This is a genomic window from Pseudoalteromonas sp. OFAV1, assembly GCF_021532595.1.
GTDB lineage: Bacteria > Pseudomonadota > Gammaproteobacteria > Enterobacterales > Alteromonadaceae > Pseudoalteromonas > Pseudoalteromonas lipolytica_C.
The window spans coordinates 82,815-101,864 of record NZ_JAKGBG010000015.1 but is presented as its reverse complement, the minus strand read 5'-3'; the positions used below and the strand labels follow the sequence as shown (position 1 = coordinate 101,864).

Genomic DNA, 19,050 nt, shown 5'->3' with positions numbered 1-19,050 from the left:
AGTCATAAAGGGGCGAATACATTAAAGTGACCAGGGGTAGCTCCCCAAATAGAGTCCGTATATAAGCCAGCATCTAATCTTTATTTAATAAATACTCCGTTGACAAAAAACGGGGAGTCCATATAAGTACACCGAGGCGCTTCGCGCTACACTGAGAAAAACAGCATTTAAAAAATAATATTCACAAAGAGGATAAGAGACGCTGCGCTTTAGAGGGATTATTAAAAACAAATTTGGTGGTTTTGTGGGTTACTCATTCTCTTCTCTCTGTGCAAAAACAAATTGAACCACAGAGTTCACCGAGGCGCTTCGCGCTACACAGAGATAAACAGGATTTAAAAATAATAGTCACATAGAGGATAAGAGGCGCTGCGCTTTAGAGGAAAAATAAAATACTCTTTTGGTATATCTCATTCACTTCTCATTCTCTTCTCTTTGTGAAAAAACAAATTGAACCAAGGAGTGCACCGAGCCGCTTCACGCTACACAGAGAAAAACAGCATTTAAAAATAATAGTCACAAAGAGGATAAGAGGCGCTGCGCTTTAGAGGGATTATTAAAAACAAATTTGGTGGTTTTGTGGGTTACTCATTCTCTTCTCTCTGTGCATCAAAAATAAATTGAACCATAGAGTTCACCGAGCCGATTCGCGCTACACGGAGATAAACCGTAAATTACGCGGGGTAAACCCGCTGCTACCGGTTCGGCGTAAAAACGCCTACACTCTTATCTCGCATATCTCGCAAACTTTACCCTGTAACTCGCTAACTTGTTGGGCTTCGCTTCGCTCCACCCAACATACAATAAGAGCTATCCTTTACTCCCCAGCAAATTTTAACATTCGCGTTTGGTCGGTAAGTTCAATATCCACCAGCTCATATGGGGCTTTGGCTGCCTTGGTGACCGCAAAAGGCATGGTGAAACTATCATAGCTATCAATCTGTTTTGCTACTTCAACCGTTGCTAGTTTGATGCGCTCACCTTTATCGCCTTTGCCAGTTAAGGTTGCACGAATGGCGTAGCGACCTGAGTCTGTCACTTGCACCGGTACCTTGGCTTGGTATTTATTATTGCCAAGCGCTGTTACTTTGGCTTTATCCATACTGATGGTTTGTGAGCTATGCACAAACGGCATTTTTATAGAGCGTTTTACCGTTTGACCATTCACTTTAGTGTCTACGTTGGCCTCAAGCTCATAGTAACCATTTATTGCACCTAAGGTTTCAAGCGGGTAATTAAATACGGCTTCACCATTTTCGTAACGTACATCTAGCTTTTCGCCATCAGGACTTGAAAGCGTTAACTTCACATCACTATCTTTAAAGCGCTTTTTACCCATACTTAGCTGCATAGCAACACGTTGTTGCTGATCTTTTACTTTAAACTGCGATTTAGCATGTAAAGCATTGCTCGAGCCTTTCTCGATCACATGCAGCAAGTAGGTGTCGTTGTCGTTAAGATCTTGGCTTGTTCTTAACATTGCTTTGCCATTTACCTGACCAAGCTTTAATCCAACGCTGCCATCGCTAAACCCTGCATTTTCCATTTGTTCTTGTGCAACCATAGTTTGCATTGGCATTTGTCTAAAGTTGTCATCACGCACCGACAACTTATCAAGCTGAAGGCCATGGGGCTTAAATACTTCGCCGTTATCAAAACGTGCTTTTGGCGCAATGCGAATAAAGTTATCAGCTTGGTTTACAAATACTGGCACGCCGCGCTTAAGCTCTTTACCCGAAACTTTCTGCCAATACTCAACGCTGTCTTTCTCTAGTGTTTCAAGTTGAGCGCTCAATGCTGGTTGAACTTGAGGAAACTGATAAACCGTTTGCTCATTAGCTTGTGCTGCGTTGCTTACAAGCATAATTGCGGCTGCAAGTGTAGTTAACTTATTAATCATAGTGGCTCCTAAATTCGATTTTTAAGCATGTCTGGCAAACCAAAGCAGTTGCGTCGGCTTTGCTGATGACTTAAAGGTTCACTGCCTTTAGTTCGTGATTTATCGGTAAACCACACCACCCCAGCTAACGACTGAGAACTGCAATTTAAAAAGCCATCTGAACAGCTGTCTAACCAGTTTTGTGTTACTTCAAGGCCCACTTGATTTTGATAACCACCGCAATAGCTGTCGCTATCCCATACCGCTGATTCAACATCACTGCCCACCACGGTCTCGAATCGAGACGGTAAACTTGGGCGGTTTGGTGTGCCATACAACCACTGTGCGTTATACGACGCCATCCAAGATACCTGCTGTTGTTTTACTGCATCGCTGCCGTAGCCTAAAAGCCAACCTAAACTTTGCTCGAACGAATTACCCGCAATAACTGCATCTGCCAACGGCGTACCACCACTTGAAGGAGCCAGAGCAATGGTACGCGTGACTTTGTTAATAATATTTGGATAACGGCTATCCCATGTTGGGTTAGATAAAATCCAACGCACCACATTACCGCCATTAGAATGGGTGATCAGAGTTAAATCAGTAATGTTTTTATTATTGATAAATGTAGTGAGCTGCCCTGCTAAACAGCCAGATGCCGCATCTGCCCACATGTACTGATCAAAATCACAATTAATGACCGTGTAATTACTACTGTTTGGTAAACCTTGGCGAACCGTGTCGACAAAGCTGCCTGTCCAATAGTCATTATACGCATCGCTTTGCTGGCCTGTACCGTGCACAAATGCGACTCCTTGCGCAGCAAAAGCACTGTGGCTGATACCCGCTGCCAACATTAAAGCTGGCACTAGTGAGAGTGTTTTTATTTTCATGTGTGTTCCTGTTGATTGTAATTATATCTATCAGGTTGGAGGAGTGACCTCCGACCAAAAACATAGACCAAACAGGTACGAAAGCAAGAGTAAATTTACAATAATTTAACTTTTGTGCGTTTTTTAAGTACAAATTATTAGATTTTAGGAGAAAAAAAAGGGTCGAGATTCGAGTCGTAGGAGGCGTTTTAACGCCGAACAAGTTCATCGCGCGAAATAAATTTCACGCCTACAGTGCTAGCAAAATAAAACGGTATACATTGCACAATGCGAAATAGTATCGCTGCACGAAAGTACTATATCCAGCCCTGTTTAAATTTCATACGTTGTAAATTAAATGTTAAACAGGAGAACACACAATGAAACGCCTATTGACGATGATTGCGCTATGCGCAGGTATGAGCACAACTGCTTTTGCAGCATGTAGAGATAACGTTATACTGGTACATGGTAATACCGCATCCCCTTCAAGTTGGAATAACACAATCAACGAATTAAAACGAAAAGGGTATGTCGACAGTGAAATTTTCACCCCAGATTGGGGCTCTAAATCTTGCGCGAGTTGCAACGATCATAACGGCAGTGAAGAAACACCCGTACGTAACGCTATTCTTACTGCAATCAATCAATCTTGCACAGGTAAGATCGATATTATCGGCCATTCAATGGGGGTTACACTCGCAGCCCAGCAAATTTATAAGCTAGGCATGGCATCAGATGTCGATACCTTTGTTGGTGTTGCAGGTGCTGCGCGCGGCCTACTTAGTTGTGGTGTTTACCCATATAATGTGTGGAATAACACATGTGGTTCCTATGGCTTATCGGTTGGCAGTCCATTATTAAATAGTATTTATGGAGAAGCATTAGGCGATAAAGTGTATTCCATAAAGAGCTACTCTGATCAAATCGTCTGCTCAACTGGCACTTGCTATGTGTACGGCATTCACAGCAGCCGATTATGGAATGAAAATGCCACCTACACCTATGTTCTCGGCCACTTTGGTTTGCAAACCGACACGTATGTAAAGCAAGTGAGTTTGATTCAGTAGGTGCAAGTGAGCAATATTGTAGCAACGATTTTATATCGCGTAGGAATGGTTTTAACCATGAACAATTTAATCTAAGAACACGGGGTAAACCCGCTGTTACCTGTTCGGCGTTAAAACGCCTCCTACAACTCGAAACTCGTTAACTTTCAATCTGATAGATGAAAACTGATAGCTCCCTCTTTCCCCTCGAAACTCGCTAACTTATCGAGTTTCGCTCCGCCCTACCCAACTTACAACTCGGCATTTTTGCGTGAATACATTTTATGTAAGTTCAGCAGTTTATCTTTGAGGCGCTGAGAATAGGTGACGAAATTTGTCAGCGTACCGGCATCTTTTCGGTTGGTATCAGCAAGTAGCATTAATAACTTACGCTGCGCCTGATTCAGATGCAGTTGCAATAACCTAGCTGCTTTATCTATTTCGTCATTTTTAGGTTGTTCTAAATTCTCGCTGGTATGGGTGAACAAGGTCAGCGTATCACTCGAAAGTTCGCGGATCATAATCAAAATATCGCTCTCTAATTCAATAAATTGTTCATTCATAATCCGCTTGCTTTCAAACAGATCAATGATGGAATCATGAATTTGGAACAAATAATCAAAACGGTTAATTTGCAGCATTAACTCTCGTGACTGCTCTTCATCATTGATTTTACTAACAATAGTAGTGAAATAAGTGATGTATTCCTTCTCAACAAAGCTGACATATTCTAAGCGTTTTTGTGCTGTATCTTGAATACCTTTGTAGTTGGTCTCTAAGCTCAGCGTGACCTGATTATAGTTTTCTTTTAAGAAGTTAAGCAGTTGTTGGTTACCTGATTCTAACTTATCGACGACATGCTGAAACTCTTCGTCTTCTTGGTAGGTGGGCAATTCAAGGCGTTCAAAGTCCATTTTTCCTTCACCAAGCAGAAAATCAACAAAGCGCGTAAAAGGGTTAACAAAAACAATAAAAACTAAACTAGCAACCACATTAAAAATAAAGTGGATGTTTGCCAGTGCGACAGCGGGATCAAGCGTAATTTCACTTAACTTATCACCAAACAATAAAATGAAAGGCAGAAACAAAAGCACCCCACCCACATTAAACAACAGGTGGCTCAACGCTGCTTTCTTTGCTGCGATATCCATACCAAACACCGAGATCATTGCAGTTGCTGTGGTACCAATATTCGCCCCCATAATAATGGGTACCGCGTTCTCAAGCCCCAAAATACCTTGCTGAGTAAAAACAATGGCAAGCCCTGTAGTCACCGAACTCGACTGCACCATAGCAGTAAATACACAGCCCACTAAAATCGCTAAAAGTGGGTTTTGCGGCTGCGTTAAAATCTCAATTAATGCAGGGTTGTTTTGTAATGGCGCAAGTGATGAAGAAATAAGGTTAAGGCTAAAAAACACAAAACCGAAATAGAAAATCGCCTTACCAAAAATAGAAAAGCGATTGCGAGTCAGCGACAGAAAAAAGCCAATAATAATGATCACAGGAGCAAATACAGTCAGCTTAAAAGCCACCAGCTGAGCCGTTATAGTAGTGCCCACATTTGAACCAAAAATAATACCGACACTATTTTTAAACGTTAACACACCCGCATTAACCAGGCTTATGGTGATAACCGACGTCGCAGAACTCGATTGAATAAAGGCCGTCACCACAGCACCAATTAGCACCCCAAAAATAGGAATGTTAGTCGCGCGACTTAACGATTTACGAAAGCGCTCCCCCGATATACTTTCAATTTCCCGAGAAAAGTTCTCAAGCCCAAAAATAAAAAGGATAATGGCGGTTAGCCCAGCCATGGCTATGTTCAGATTTTCCATTCGCTTATAAAGTGCTGATATTGTTAATCAAGATCGATACAAAAAGTATAGATTTGAGCACCTTATAGCGCAATGATCGAAAACAAAGTAACTGGTTTTGGGGGGAGTTAGCGAATTGCGAGTAGACATCGCGGGAAATAAATTTCACGCCTACTGTGCTAGGTGCTGGTGCTGGTGCTGGTGCTGGTGCTGGTGCTGGTGCTGGTGCTAACAGCATAGGGTTGGTTTTAGGTTGGTAATAGGGTTAGGAAAAAGAAAGAGCTAATTCCTATTTCATAAATCATAAAACCAGCAAAAAAGCCGATTAAGATCAGTCGCGATCAATTGCTTACTCCTCCATTTTCTCATACTATCAATTTGTTCAAATACAGAGATTAAACGTGGCCGATGATAGTTTGACCATTCAAGAGATCGCCACCTACCTAAAGCTAAATGAAAGACGGCATATAGTCTTGCAAGTGAAGGTAAATTGCCCGGTTTTAAGGTGGGTGGAAGTTGGCGCTTTAAGCGCGTAGATTTGGAAAAGTGGATTGAAGAACAAAAGAGTCCTCAACCAAAAGAATAAATAAGGACGTTATATGATCCCTAGTTATCAAGAATTCATGCGCCCCTTTCTAGAAATAGCTCATCAAGCTGATGGCAAAGAAGTTAGGTTGCGCGATGTAATAAATCAGTTAGCTGATAAGTTCTGTCTATCTGAAGCTGAACGTGAAGAGACACTGCCAAGCGGCAGACAATCTATTCTTGATAACCGTGTTGGTTGGGCTAGGACTTACCTAACCAAAGCAGGCTTGCTTGAAACCACACGACGCGCACATTTTGTGATCACCGCTCGTGGTATATCAGCGTTGCAAGATCCGAGTGTTAAAATTAATAATGACTATCTCAAGCAATTTGATGAATTTGTCGCATTTAAGCAAAAGACAAATGAATCAGATGCCCCTAGCATTGATTTAGAGTCAGACAAAGACATTACCCCTGATGAAGCGCTAAGAGCTGCCTACAAAAAGATTAACGATGCTCTAGCGCAAGATATTCTCGATAGAACCCGCAAAGTCTCCCCTGCTTTTTTTGAAGACCTATTAATTGAGCTACTCGTCGCCATGGGCTACGGCGGAACAGGCGAAGGTGCAGCACATGCGCTAGGTAAAACAGGCGACAATGGCGTAGATGGCGTTATAGACCAAGACCCACTGGGTGTTGATCAAATCTACATCCAAGCCAAACGTTATGCCGAAGGCAATAAGGTAAGTGCTGGTGACATCCGAGACTTCTTTGGAGCGCTAAATCTTAAAAAAGCGCAGAAAGGTATTTTTATTACTACTTCTGAGTTCACCGCATCAGCCATCGAGACAGCACAAAATTTAGGTACTCGCATTGTACTTATCAACGGCACTGAATTAGCGAAGCTCATGCTGCGATACAACATCGGCAGCCGTGACGAACAGGTATTGCACCTGAAAAAAATAGACGAAGAATTCTTCGAAGGATAAAGGATTGAGGCGCCATCATGGATAAAAAAGCACTATCAGAAAGAGATATTTGTACCAAATATATAACACCTGCAATTGAAAAGGCGGATTGGAAACAAAGTCAATTTCGAGAAGAAGTAAAACTTACTGATGGTCGTGTGATGGTTAAAGGTCGACTGGCAGCCCGCGTTAAAAACCCCGAAAAAAAAGGTGGCCCTAAGAGAGCAGATTACATCCTATATGCAAAGCCTAATCTTCCAATCGCCGTAATTGAAGCTAAAAAGAATTCACTATCCATTGGACATGGGATGCAACAAGCTCTTAGCTATGCGGAGATGCTAGATATTCCATTCGCTATAAGCAGCAATGGCGATGGATTTCTTTTTCATGACAGAACAGGTCTTACATCACCTGTAGAAAGAGAGTTAAGTCTCGACGAATTTCCAACGTTACAGTCGTTATGGCCAATTTATCAACAGTGGAAAGGCTTAACAACAGAGTCATCTGAATCGATAATTTCTCAACCCTATTACAGTGATGGGAGTGGGAAAGAACCTAGGTACTATCAGCGTGTTGCCATCAACAGAACAATCGAAGCGATTGCCAAAGGGCAAAATAGAATCCTTCTTGTTATGGCGACCGGAACAGGTAAAACATATACCGCGTTTCAAATTATTTGGCGACTATGGAAATCAAAAACGAAGAAGCGAATCTTATTCTTGGCAGATCGCAACATCTTGGTTGACCAGACAATGCAACAAGACTTTGCACCATTCGGCGAGGTGATGCATAAAGTTACCAATCGAGAAGCAAAGAAGAATTACGAAATATACCTTGCTCTTTACCAAGCAGTTACCGGTAAAGAAGAATGGAAGCAGATTTATCGTCAATTCCCTGCTGACTTTTTCGATTTAGTTGTGATTGATGAGTGTCATCGCGGCAGTGCAAAAGAGGACTCTGCGTGGCATGACATTCTTAAATATTTCGAAAGCGCTACACACATAGGCTTGACGGCTACACCAAAAGAGAAAAAGCCTGTTAATGGCGAAATTATAAATCCTGAATTTAATATCAAGTATTTCGGCGAGCCCATTTACACCTATTCGCTAAAACAGGGGATAGAAGATGGCTTTCTAGCACCTTATAAGGTTGTTCGTATAGCAACAAACGTTGATGCCCTTGGCTACACCCCCGAAAAGGGAAAAACGGATAAATACGGCCAAGAAGTGGAGCAACGCCAATACAATACTAAAGACTTCGACCGAAATCTGATTCTAGAAAAGCGCACGCGTTTCGTCGCGAAAAAAGTATGGGAATACTTAGAAAATACCGATCCAATGGCAAAAACTATCGTGTTTTGTGACGAACAAGATCACGCTGAAAGAATACGCCAAGAGTTGGTCAAACTTATACCTGCCGCTGCAAATAATCGCCGCTACGTTATGAGAATTACTGGCGATGATAACGAAGGAAAGGCTCAATTATCTTACTTTATTGATAACGACGAACCTTTCCCAGTGATAGCAACTACCTCAAAGTTACTAACAACTGGTGTTGATGCTAAAACCTGTAAACTGATTGTTCTAGACCAAAACATAAACTCAATGACTGAGTTCAAGCAGATCATCGGCAGAGGAACTCGGTTAAGAGAAGACTATAACAAACTCTACTTCACCATTATGGACTTCAAGGGTGCTACTCGCCTATTTTCAGATCCTGATTTTGATGGTGAACCCGTCATTATTTATGAACCTAATGAAGATGATCCAGTAGTTCCGCCAGAAGAAACTGAAGAAGGTATTGCGCCTGGTGATTCAACGCTGCTAGATGACAATTCGCCGCCACAGCCAGAAGATCCCTCTGAGATCCGAGAACCCAAAAAGAAATTTTATTTAGATGATGTGGATGTTGGCCTAGCCGCAGAGCGCTCTCAGTATCTTGACGCGGATGGTAAACTCATCACTGAAGATTATAGAGTCTTGTTAAAAGACCAAATTGAACAGTCATTACAAGAGAGTTTTGGTACACTTAATATCTTTTTAAAACGCTGGAACGAAAGCGATAAAAAACAAGCCATAATCGATGAATTGGCAGAGCAAGGTATCAAGTTAGAATTACTTCAACAAGCTATTCCCAACGGTGAAGAGCTAGATGTATTCGACTTAGTAGCACATGTAGCGTTTAACCAGAAGCCTTTAACCCGCAAAGAACGAGCAGACAACGTTAAAAAACGTGATGTATTTGGGAAATATGGCGAACAAGCCAAAGCTGTACTTGAAGGGTTGGTTGAAAAGTTTGCTGAACATGGCGTTCAAGACATTGAAAACCCTAAAGTATTAGAGCTGCCACCTTTTGATCAGTTAGGTAGTAAAACCCAGATTCGACGCGGTATTTTTGGCGGTGTAGACCAATATCAAAACGCTATTAAAGAATTAGAAACCGAATTATATAAAGATGATTTAACTGCATAGTCATCATGTAAAGATTGAGATTAGAAAATAAATGAACTTAAGTAGCACAATTAAAAGTATTCAAGACATCATGCGAAAAGATGATGGTGTTGATGGTGATGCACAGCGACTCGGCCAATTAACTTGGATGCTGTTTTTAAAAGTATTCGATCAACGCGAAGAAGAATGGGAAGACGATGACACAAGCTATAAATCGCCTTTACCAGAGGCGCTCCGCTGGCGAAGCTGGGCAGCTTATGTTCCAGGTGTAGATGGTAAAAAAGCCCCACAAAAAGCCGCTAGCGACATCATTGGCTTTGTGAACAATCAACTGTTCCCTGCATTAAAAGAGCTGGAAATACCTGTGTTCGATGCAGAGAAAGATAATGCAACTTCAGTTGCCCTCCACAAAGTGATTCGTGGTGTCTTTGAAGACGCCAACAACTATATGAAATCTGGCACTCAATTATTGGCGGTAATCGAAAAGCTCGAAGAAGCCATTAACTTTCACGACTTTAAAACCCGTGCCAATATTGGCGATGTGTACGAGCAACTACTTAACGATCTGCGCGGTGCAGGTAACGCCGGTGAATTTTATACCCCGCGCGCCATCACCGCCTTTATGGCAGATCGTGTCAACCCACGCCTCGATAAACGCGATAGCGTCATGGACCCAGCCTGTGGAACTGGTGGCTTCTTAACCGCAGCGATTGATCACCTGCGCAATCAAATAACTAACAAATCCAGCACCGAAGACAAACGCGCTATTGAAGACCTCATTCGCGGCATCGAGAAAAAACAGCTGCCGCACCTACTGTGCACCACCAATATGCTTCTGCATGGCATAGATATACCCAGTCAGATCGAACACAAAAACACTCTAGGCATTGGCTGGAACGAATGGAGTGCAAACCAAAAGGTCGATTGCATCATCACCAACCCTCCATTTGGTGGCTATGAAGACGACGGTGTAGGCAGCGACTACCCAGCGGATTTGAAGACCCGCGAAACCGCCGATATGTTTATGGCGTTGATCATCAAAAAGCTATTAAAAGAAAATGGCCGTGCCGCTGTGGTGCTACCCGATGGCTTTTTATTTGGTGACGGCATTAAAGGCACACTTAAAAAACTGCTGCTGCAAGAGTGCAAACTACACACCATCATTCGTCTGCCCAAAGGCGTGTTCGCCCCTTACACCACCATTAAAACCAACCTGTTGTTTTTTACAAAAGGCGCGCGGGTAGACGACGGCAGCGAACATTTTCACACCGACTCCATCTGGTTTTACGAACACCCTTACCCACTGGGCTACAAAAGCTACAGCAAAACCAAACCTATCCGCTTGGAAGAATTTAAACCTGAGCAGGATTGGTGGGGCGACGAAAGTGATGACTTTGCTAGCCGTGAAGAAAACGAATTCGCCTGGAAAGTCGATTTCAAAAGCAAACGTGAACAAGCTGAAGCCGCCGCTGCGCCTCATTGGGCGAATGCCGAAAGCTTAAATAACCAAGCAAGCGTTTTGGATAATCGCATCCGTGATTTGCGTGATTCGATTAAAGGCGTCAGCGACAAAACCCAGCGCCAAAGCGTAGAAGATGACATCGAAGTTTTAAAAACAAAAAGTGAAGGACTACGCTTAAAAGCGCGTGATGCACAAGCCACTGGCGATCGTCTTTACTGGCCGATTTATAACTTGGATTTAAAAAACCCCAATGCACCGGAAGAAGAAACTCACGATCCTGACGAACTGCTGGTGAAATACAAAAAGTTGTTAGGTGAAATTGAAGAAACTGAAAACCAGCTTAAAAGCGAATTGTCTGCTGCACTGTCCCATCACTTTAGTGACGAGGAGGCCTGATGGACTCGAATCAATTTTTGGCCGAGTTTGGCCATATTGCCAATGCGCCTGGGGGCATGGCGCGCTTGCGGGAGCTTGTGTTGCATCTAGCCATCACAGGAAAAGTTGTCCCACAAATTGAAAGTGACTTTGAAGCTCATTTAATAATAGAGAAAATGAGAAACCACGCTTCAAAAAACGCCCCCAAGAAAAGAGCAGCATCTAAAAAGAAAACAATTAATAGGCAACATATATCTGAAAGCAAAATCCCATCAAACTGGGTAGTAGCTGATTTAGGCGAGTTAGGCGATTGGGGAGCAGGGTCAACACCATCAAGAAGTAATTCCATGTATTACGGTGGGACAATACCTTGGTTCAAATCAGGCGAGCTAAAGGCTGACCTAATTTCTGTCGCGGAAGAACATGTTTCTGATTTGGCTCTAAAGGAATGCTCCTTACGGTTAAACTCGCCTGGCGATGTATTGATCGCGATGTATGGTGCAAATATTGGCCAAACTTCCATCATAGAAGTAGAAAGTACTACAAATCAGGCTGTATGTGCTTGTACTCCTTAAAAGGGGTTGAACAATAGATTCCTTTTGATAACGCTAAAGGCACTTAAAAGATTCTTTATAGGGTTAGGTGCTGGTGGCGCCCAACCCAACATTTCAAAAGCGAAAATCATAGCGACTCGAATTGGATTGCCGCCAACCGAAGAACAATCTCGCATTGTCGCAAAAGTTGATGAGCTAATGGCTTTATGCGATCAGCTAGAAGCACAGCAACAAAAACGCCGCACCTTGCAAAACCACCTGCGCCAATCCACCTTGCAAGCCGTCGCCGTCAGCCAAAGCCCACATGAGCTGCAAGACAGCTGGCTACGCCTGCAAGCTAACTTTGGCCATCTGTTTTCCGCGCCGGAGGATGTGGAAGCGCTAAGGTCAGCTGTTCTAGATCTTGCCATTACCGGTTACCTTAGCGAAGCATCACCTGCCGATGAGGCTGTTGATGCCTTCTTAGAACGCAATAATCGTCGTAAGCAAGAACGGTTAAGTTCAGGTGAAATGAAGCGGAAGAAAGCTTCAGCCACTGACGTTCACCAACTAGAACTAGAGATCGCAGACCATTGGACAAAGGTCGCCCTTGAAGATTTATTTCAGTTTATCGACTACCGCGGAAAAACACCGCCAAAAACAGAAAGCGGAGTGGTTCTAGTTACTGCTAAAAACGTGCGACCTCGGCGATTGAATAAGGAGCCGGTCGAATACATTTCAGAGAAATCATACAAAGAGTGGATGACTCGCGGGTTCCCGAAAACAGGAGACTTACTTTTTACGACTGAAGCGCCTCTTGGAAATGTTGCATTAATTGAACAAGAGCCGAGCTTTGCTTTGGCACAACGTGTGATTAATTTTCAACCGTTCGCCGATCTAAACACAAAATGTGCAATGTACTTCATGATGTCGCCAACATATCAAAACCTGCTTGAGAAAAACTCTACTGGGATGACCGCAAAGGGCATCAAGGCAGCAAAGCTGAAGCAGCTTCTACTGCCAATTCCACCAATCCCAGAGCAGCAACGTATCGTCGACCGGATAGAGCAGTTGATGACCATTTGTGATGACTTAGAGAAGTCATTAAATAATGCAGGTAAGGTTGCAACGTCGCTCGCGGCTGCCTCAGTCGCTTCTATCACCGGAATCGCCATCGAACAAGAAGAGGAACCTATGAAAGCCCCACAAACAAAACTGGTGGCACCCGTGCGTTTAGGCACGCCGCCTGATATCAAAGCCCAAGCCCCGCTGGCCACCATTCTCGCCCGCCATAGTGGCGAGATGAGCGCGAAAGATTTATGGCAGCGTTTTGGTGGCGAAATTGACGCCTTTTACGCGCAATTAAAAGTCGAAGTCGCTCATGGCTGGATACTTGAACCAGAAAAGGCTGAAATGCTAGAAAAAATAGAAGAATAAAAGGATTTGTTATGCAGTTACGTTATTTAGCCATGCCTCATTTTCGCAACTTACGAGATGCAGAAATGAGCTTTGCCATTGAATTATCACATAATTCAAGTACCGGCAAATCTGAGGAGTCTAAGCGTATTCGAAGCCATGCGTTAATTGGACAGAACGGTACAGGTAAATCTAATTTAATTGAAGCGTTAATTACGCTCTTTCGTGACATAGATCTCGACCGTGAGGCGGCATTTGATTACACATTCGAGTACGAAATTCGGGGAAACATAATACGAATCAAAGCTGATACTGCTAAGCAAAAAAGACCTTTTGTCTGGGTAAATGGCAACAGTGAATCACAGGGCTTTCTTCTAAAAAACCGTGAATTACTGCCTTCACATATATTCGCTTATTACTCTGGACGTAACGAGCGTATTGAAAAACTTTTTCAAGAGCATCAGCGTCGCTTTAATCTTCGACAAGAAATTACAGCTGATGAAGTTTTACCAGAGCACTTGCTTGAAAATTTCACCGCCAGTGATGCTGATATCCGAGCAATTGAAGAAGCCAAGCGTCGTCGAGAAGCGAGACTTAATAAAGCTGGTGATGATCGACTTCGTCGCCTATTTTACTGTCGTGGCGGCCATAGCCAATTGGTTTTATTGGCGTGCCTACTATCTGATGATCCTGTTTTTAAGAAGGTTTTGGATAACTTACATATTGAGTCCTTAGAGTCAGCCCTTTTCGTTCTCAAAGAGCCTCACCGTTTGCGTGAAAAACGCCGAAATAGGAAATTCGATGAAAATGAACTCAATGAAGGCGATCCTCGCTTCTGGTATGCCCGAGGTAATGTGGTCAGTGAATTCCTTGATAAACTCTGGCAAGTCTCATGGGCACCGATTGAACAAGAGGCAACTAAGCAGATTGATTTTCGTGGTCGTACAGAAAAGCAAAAACAACTTTATTTATTTGTACCTGACAAACACAAACTAAAGGAACTAGGTGAGTTGGTTGGCAGCCCAGATAGCTTTTTCCGTTATGCAGAAGGTGCTTACATTGGCGATTTGATTGATGAAGTAAGGATTACCGTCAAGAAACGCGATGAACACGGTGGGAAAGTGAGTTTTACACAACTGTCAGAGGGTGAACTACAGATGCTGACGGTTCTAGGCCTTATGCGGATTACCCGTGAAGATCAATGTTTATTCTTACTTGATGAACCAGATACACATTTAAATCCTATTTGGAAGCTTCGTTACTTCGACGACATTGAGGGAGTGTTAACAACTGAGGAAGACTCAAAATCAAAAAGTGAATCGCAGATTCTCATCACCACTCACGATCCTATGATGGTTGGTTCGCTTAAGAGAGAGCAAGTTCATATAATCAAAAATAATGGCGCTAAAACTCTTGTTGAGCAACCGGATGAACACCCTCAAGGTATGGGAGTAACAGGTTTATTGAAAAGCGAATTGTTTGGCCTATCATCGACACTCGATGCTGAAACCGAACGACGCTTGTTCCGCCGCAATGAGTTATTTGTAAAATCTCCTCGAACCCCTGAAGAAAACGCGGAGCTTTCTCGCCTTTCTGCCGAGCTGGCCGACCTAGGATTTTCAACTGCTGATTTTCGTGACCCAGACTACGCATTGTTCGTGCGTAAAATGGCGCAACACCGAAAATTCCGCAAAACACTATTAACGCCAGAAGAACAAGCCGAACAAGATCGCATTGCCAATGACATCATCGATGAAATTTTGCGCGAGGAAGCGAGCGAATGATTTTTATCGACCTCGAACATAAGAAACCAACAGACACTAACATCCCTGGCTGGGCACCATGGACGCAAGTGCAATGGGATACATGGGTAGATAAATCCAATCGCCTCGTTGGCGAGTTAGCTGCTCTTGAGACCACTGGCCAACATGAACAACGCAATGCTTTGATTGATGCCAATAGTGCTCACTGGGGGGCTTTAAAGGAATGGTTACTAGCGCTCTCTGGCGGCAAGTGTTGGTTCTCAGAAGTACGAGAACTTTACTCCCATTACGACGTTGAGCATTTTCGTCCAAAAAAAGAAGCCAAAGCTCTTGATGGTACCAAGCGTGATGGCTACTGGTGGTTAGCCTTCGATTATATGAATTTTCGAGTTTGCGGCAATGTGGGTAACCGCAAAAAAGGCGGCTGGTTTCCATTACAGACCGGCTCATTGCTATCGACGTATGCTGCACCGTGCGAAGAATCCGAAGCCCGTTATTTACTTGACCCCATTGACGACGATGACGTATCTCTCATTGCTTTCGATGAGGAAGGCAAGGTCATCCCTGCACCTGGTACCTCTGCGTGGGAGCAACAACGAGTAGTAGAGACCGTAAAGCGGCTTAAACTCAATGAGCACGCCCCGCTGGCAGAAGCCCGCCGAAAAGTCTGGCAGAAAGTTGACGGTCTGATTGAGGATTTTCAGACAGCAAAAACGCGGTGTGTAGCTGGCAACAATCCGGCAGCCAAAGCAAAGCTGACAGAGGTGCGTGCGCGAATAAGGGAAATGACTAACCCTAGTGCAGAACTTTCGTCTGTTGCTCGCTGGTGCTTGTTACTTCGCAACGACCCACAGCTTTCAAGGCTGGTAGCCTAAATATTAACTACATTAATAAATATAAAAAAAAGCGAACCAACTGGTTCGCTTTTTCAATTTTTACTAACCTCAAGATTCAACTATCGGTTGCAAACTTTATTTGAGTTGCAAACTTAATTCCGATAGTTGCAATCTTTATTCGAGCTCGACAATCAAACCTTAGTCACGGTATGTCTCAACCGCTGGGCATGAACAAACTAGGTTACGGTCGCCGTATACGTCATCGATACGGGTTACTGTAGGCCAGAATTTGTCTTTTGCTACGCTTGGTACTGGGAATGCTGCGTAGAAACGGTCGTATGCACGATCCCACTCATTGCCTAGTACGTCTGCTTGTGTGTGCGGTGCAAACACTAGCGGGTTGTTTTCAATTGACCATTCGCCAGATGCGATACGGTCGATTTCTGACTTGATTGACACCATTGCTTCGATGAAACGGTCGATCTCAACTTTAGACTCAGACTCAGTTGGCTCAATCATTAGTGTGCCAGCTACTGGGAATGACATAGTTGGTGAATGGAAGCCGTAGTCTTGTAAACGTTTAGCTACGTCCATTTCAGAGATGCCTGTTTGTTCTTTAAGTGGGCGTAGGTCAACAATACACTCGTGCGCAACGCGGTTGTTACGGCCACGGTATAAAATTGGGTAGTGCTCGCTTAGCTTCTCAGATAAGTAGTTAGCGTTCACGATAGCCATTTCTGTTGCTTGTTTTAAGCCTTCAGAGCCCATCATGGCAATGTATGCCCACGAGATTGGTAAAATAGCCGCTGAGCCGTAAGGGGCAGCAGAAACCGCACCGTTACCGATATTTGTGCCAGCAACATTAATTACGCTGTGGTTAGGCATAAATGGCGCTAGGTGAGATTTAACACCGATTGGGCCAACACCTGGACCACCACCACCGTGTGGAATACAGAATGTTTTGTGTAGGTTAAGGTGCGATACGTCAGAACCGATTGAACCTGGGCTTGTAACACCTACTTGCGCGTTCATGTTTGCGCCGTCCATGTACACTTGACCGCCGTGCTGGTGCACGATGTCACAGATTTCACGAATTGTTTCTTCGTAAACACCGTGTGTAGATGGGTAAGTGATCATGATACAAGATAGGTTTTCAGATACCTCTTCGGCTTTCGCTTTAAGGTCTGCCATATCAACGTTACCGTTTTTATCACAGTCAACAACCACGATTTTCATGCTTGCCATTTGTGCAGACGCTGGGTTTGTACCGTGCGCTGAACTTGGGATCAAACATACGTTACGGTGACCTTCACCGCGTGACTCGTGGTATTTACGAATCGCGATTAAGCCTGCGTATTCACCTTGTGCACCTGAGTTAGGTTGTAGTGAAACTGCATCGTAACCTGTGATGTTTACTAACCAATCATGTAGTTCTGTCATCATGATTTGGTAACCCGCTGCCTGATCAAGTGGGCAGAATGGGTGTAGGTTTGCAAACTCAGGCCAAGTGATTGGGATCATCTCAGCTGTCGCATTAAGTTTCATCGTACATGAACCTAATGAGATCATTGAGTGGTTAAGCGCTAAGTCTTTGTTCTCTAGGCGCTTGATGTAACGCAACATTTCAGTCTCGCTGTGGTACGAGTTGAAGTTAGGGTGCGTTAAAATTTCGTCATCGCGTACTAGGCTTGCAGGAATTGAGTTGCTGCCGTTTACTTCGATTTCGTTTGCTAGTGCGTCAACGCTTAGGCCGTGATCTTCACCTAAGATGATGTCGAATAACTCAGCTACGTCTGCACGAGTTGTTGTTTCTGATACAGAAATTGAGTATTCACCTGCGCGGTTAGACGCAAAGTTAACGCCGTTTGCTACTGCACGTGCAACGATTTCGTCTTTGTTATCTGCAACAACAGTTAGCGTATCAAACCATGTATCGTGCTTAAGGTTTAAGCCTTTTGATTTTAAGCCTGCCGCTAAGATGTCTGCAAAACGGTGGATACGCTCAGCGATAGTTTTAAGGCCTTGTGGACCGTGGTAAACCGCGTAGAACGCTGCCATGTTCGCTAGTAATACTTGCGCTGTACAGATGTTTGAGTTGGCTTTTTCACGACGAATGTGTTGTTCACGTGTTTGCATTGCCATACGTAGTGCGTCGTTACCTAAACGGTCTTTAGAAACACCGATAATACGACCAGGTAGTGAACGCTTGTACTTGTCGCGTGTTGCGAAGAATGCAGCGTGTGGACCACCGTAACCCATAGGTACACCAAAACGCTGTGCTGAACCAAGCACTACGTCTGCACCTAGCTTACCTGGTGCTTTAAGCAGTAATAAGCTCATGATGTCTGCAGCAACACAGGCAATCGCTTTTTTGCTTTGTACGCCAGCGATTAAATCGGTTACGTCAGTGATTTCACCCGTTGTTGATGGGTATTGGAATAACGCACCAAAAATATCGTGGTCTAGTGCTTCAGCTGCTTTACCAACGATAACGTCAAAGCCGAACTGCTCTGCACGTGTTGCAACAACGTCGATTGTTTGTGTGTGCACGTCATCAGCGATGAAGAATGCATTTGCTTTAGACTTAGCAACACGCTTTGCAAGGCCCATTGCTTCTGCTGCAGCCGTTGACTCGTCAAGTAATGACGCGCTTGCTAAATCAAGACCTGTTAGGTCTAGGGTCATAGTCTGGAAGTTTAATAATGATTCTAAACGACCTTGTGCAATCTCTGGTTGGTATGGTGTATACGCAGTGTACCAGCCTGGATTCTCAAGTACGTTACGTAAAATTACGTGTGGTACGTGAGTTGGGTGGTAGCCTTGACCGATGTATGATTTGAACACTTTATTTTTGCTTGCTACTGATTTTAAGTAGCTTAGTGTTTCAACTTCAGTGCGGCTTTCGCCAATTGATAAACCTTGCTCTAAGCGAATGCTTGCAGGTACCGTTTGACCGATCAGCTCTTCAACACTCGATACTCCAAGAGCGCTCAGCATGTCGCTTACTTGCGCTGGGCTTGGCCCAATGTGACGGCGAATAAAATCTTGCTTTTGCTCTAATTGTTCAAGAGATTTGGCGTTTGACATTTGTCCAGATTC

Annotated in this window: 11 protein-coding genes and 2 pseudogenes; 9 read left to right on the top strand and 4 right to left on the bottom strand. The window is 43.7% G+C overall.

The features are described 5' to 3' along the window. Positions 1 to 817 precede the first annotated feature (817 nt). Positions 818 to 1,900, bottom strand: a complete 1,083-nt coding sequence (locus L1267_RS10780; protein WP_235382801.1) for a DUF4785 family protein — start codon at positions 1,898 to 1,900, stop codon at positions 818 to 820. An 8-nt stretch (positions 1,901 to 1,908) separates the two neighbouring features. Then, positions 1,909 to 2,775 (bottom strand): hypothetical protein, encoded by an 867-nt coding sequence (locus L1267_RS10775; protein WP_235382800.1) that lies wholly within the window; start codon positions 2,773 to 2,775, stop codon positions 1,909 to 1,911. A gap of 359 nt (positions 2,776 to 3,134) precedes the next feature. On the opposite strand from L1267_RS10775, the gene L1267_RS10770 reads away from it, so the two are divergent. Then, the gene (locus tag L1267_RS10770; protein WP_235382799.1) at positions 3,135 to 3,824 is read left to right on the top strand and encodes an alpha/beta fold hydrolase; all 690 of its coding nucleotides are present in this window, start codon (positions 3,135 to 3,137) and stop codon (positions 3,822 to 3,824) included. Between the two features lie 230 nt (positions 3,825 to 4,054). Here L1267_RS10770 and L1267_RS10765 read toward each other — a convergent pair whose 3' ends face one another. Next, positions 4,055 to 5,644 (bottom strand): Na/Pi cotransporter family protein, encoded by a 1,590-nt coding sequence (locus L1267_RS10765; protein WP_167658077.1) that lies wholly within the window; start codon positions 5,642 to 5,644, stop codon positions 4,055 to 4,057. Positions 5,645 to 6,024: 380 nt separating this feature from the next. Between L1267_RS10765 and L1267_RS10760 the strand changes: the two are divergent. The 8 genes and pseudogenes from L1267_RS10760 (at position 6,025) to L1267_RS10725 (ending at position 15,990) form a co-directional block, all read left to right on the top strand. Beyond that, positions 6,025 to 6,209, top strand: a pseudogene (locus L1267_RS10760) (helix-turn-helix domain-containing protein). Positions 6,210 to 6,222: 13 nt separating this feature from the next. Continuing rightward, on the top strand, positions 6,223 to 7,137 hold the full coding sequence (locus L1267_RS10755) for a restriction endonuclease (RefSeq protein ID WP_235382798.1): 915 nt from the start codon (positions 6,223 to 6,225) through the stop codon (positions 7,135 to 7,137). 17 nt (positions 7,138 to 7,154) lie between these two features. Continuing rightward, complete coding sequence (gene hsdR, locus L1267_RS10750; RefSeq protein WP_235382797.1) at positions 7,155 to 9,587, top strand: EcoAI/FtnUII family type I restriction enzme subunit R; 2,433 nt, start codon at positions 7,155 to 7,157, stop codon at positions 9,585 to 9,587. Positions 9,588 to 9,618: 31 nt separating this feature from the next. Beyond that, positions 9,619 to 11,424, top strand: a complete 1,806-nt coding sequence (locus L1267_RS10745; protein ID WP_235382796.1) for a class I SAM-dependent DNA methyltransferase — start codon at positions 9,619 to 9,621, stop codon at positions 11,422 to 11,424. After that, positions 11,424 to 12,131 (top strand): annotated as a pseudogene (locus tag L1267_RS10740) (restriction endonuclease subunit S); the annotation flags it as partial. The gene L1267_RS10745 and the pseudogene L1267_RS10740, both read left to right, overlap by 1 nt. Positions 12,132 to 12,155: 24 nt before the next feature. Continuing rightward, positions 12,156 to 13,373, top strand: coding sequence for a restriction endonuclease subunit S (locus L1267_RS10735; protein WP_328247510.1), 1,218 nt, complete (start codon positions 12,156 to 12,158; stop codon positions 13,371 to 13,373). 11 nt (positions 13,374 to 13,384) lie between these two features. Then, entirely contained in the window at positions 13,385 to 15,136 is a 1,752-nt protein-coding gene (locus L1267_RS10730) for an AAA family ATPase (RefSeq protein WP_235382795.1), read from the top strand. Beyond that, positions 15,133 to 15,990, top strand: a complete 858-nt coding sequence (locus L1267_RS10725; RefSeq protein ID WP_235382794.1) for a hypothetical protein — start codon at positions 15,133 to 15,135, stop codon at positions 15,988 to 15,990. Before L1267_RS10730 ends, L1267_RS10725 begins: the two co-directional genes overlap by 4 nt. Before the next feature lie 159 nt (positions 15,991 to 16,149). On the opposite strand, the gene gcvP is transcribed toward L1267_RS10725, so the two are convergent. Further along, positions 16,150 to 19,038 (bottom strand): aminomethyl-transferring glycine dehydrogenase, encoded by a 2,889-nt coding sequence (gcvP, locus tag L1267_RS10720; protein WP_235382793.1) that lies wholly within the window; start codon positions 19,036 to 19,038, stop codon positions 16,150 to 16,152. Positions 19,039 to 19,050: the final 12 nt, after the last annotated feature.

Bases quoted from the DNA above. Each gene is read 5' to 3' on its own strand.
- L1267_RS10725 (WP_235382794.1), top strand. From the start codon at position 15,133: ATGATTTTTATCGACCTCGAACATAAGAAACCAACAGACACTAACATC.
- L1267_RS10745 (WP_235382796.1), top strand. From the start codon at position 9,619: ATGAACTTAAGTAGCACAATTAAAAGTATTCAAGACATCATGCGAAAA.
- L1267_RS10780 (WP_235382801.1), bottom strand. From the start codon at position 1,900: ATGATTAATAAGTTAACTACACTTGCAGCCGCAATTATGCTTGTAAGC.
- L1267_RS10730 (WP_235382795.1), top strand. From the start codon at position 13,385: ATGCAGTTACGTTATTTAGCCATGCCTCATTTTCGCAACTTACGAGAT.
- gcvP (WP_235382793.1), bottom strand. From the start codon at position 19,038: ATGTCAAACGCCAAATCTCTTGAACAATTAGAGCAAAAGCAAGATTTT.
- L1267_RS10775 (WP_235382800.1), bottom strand. From the start codon at position 2,775: ATGAAAATAAAAACACTCTCACTAGTGCCAGCTTTAATGTTGGCAGCG.
- L1267_RS10735 (WP_328247510.1), top strand. From the start codon at position 12,156: ATGGCTTTATGCGATCAGCTAGAAGCACAGCAACAAAAACGCCGCACC.
- L1267_RS10765 (WP_167658077.1), bottom strand. From the start codon at position 5,644: ATGGAAAATCTGAACATAGCCATGGCTGGGCTAACCGCCATTATCCTT.
- hsdR (WP_235382797.1), top strand. From the start codon at position 7,155: ATGGATAAAAAAGCACTATCAGAAAGAGATATTTGTACCAAATATATA.
- L1267_RS10770 (WP_235382799.1), top strand. From the start codon at position 3,135: ATGAAACGCCTATTGACGATGATTGCGCTATGCGCAGGTATGAGCACA.
- L1267_RS10755 (WP_235382798.1), top strand. From the start codon at position 6,223: ATGATCCCTAGTTATCAAGAATTCATGCGCCCCTTTCTAGAAATAGCT.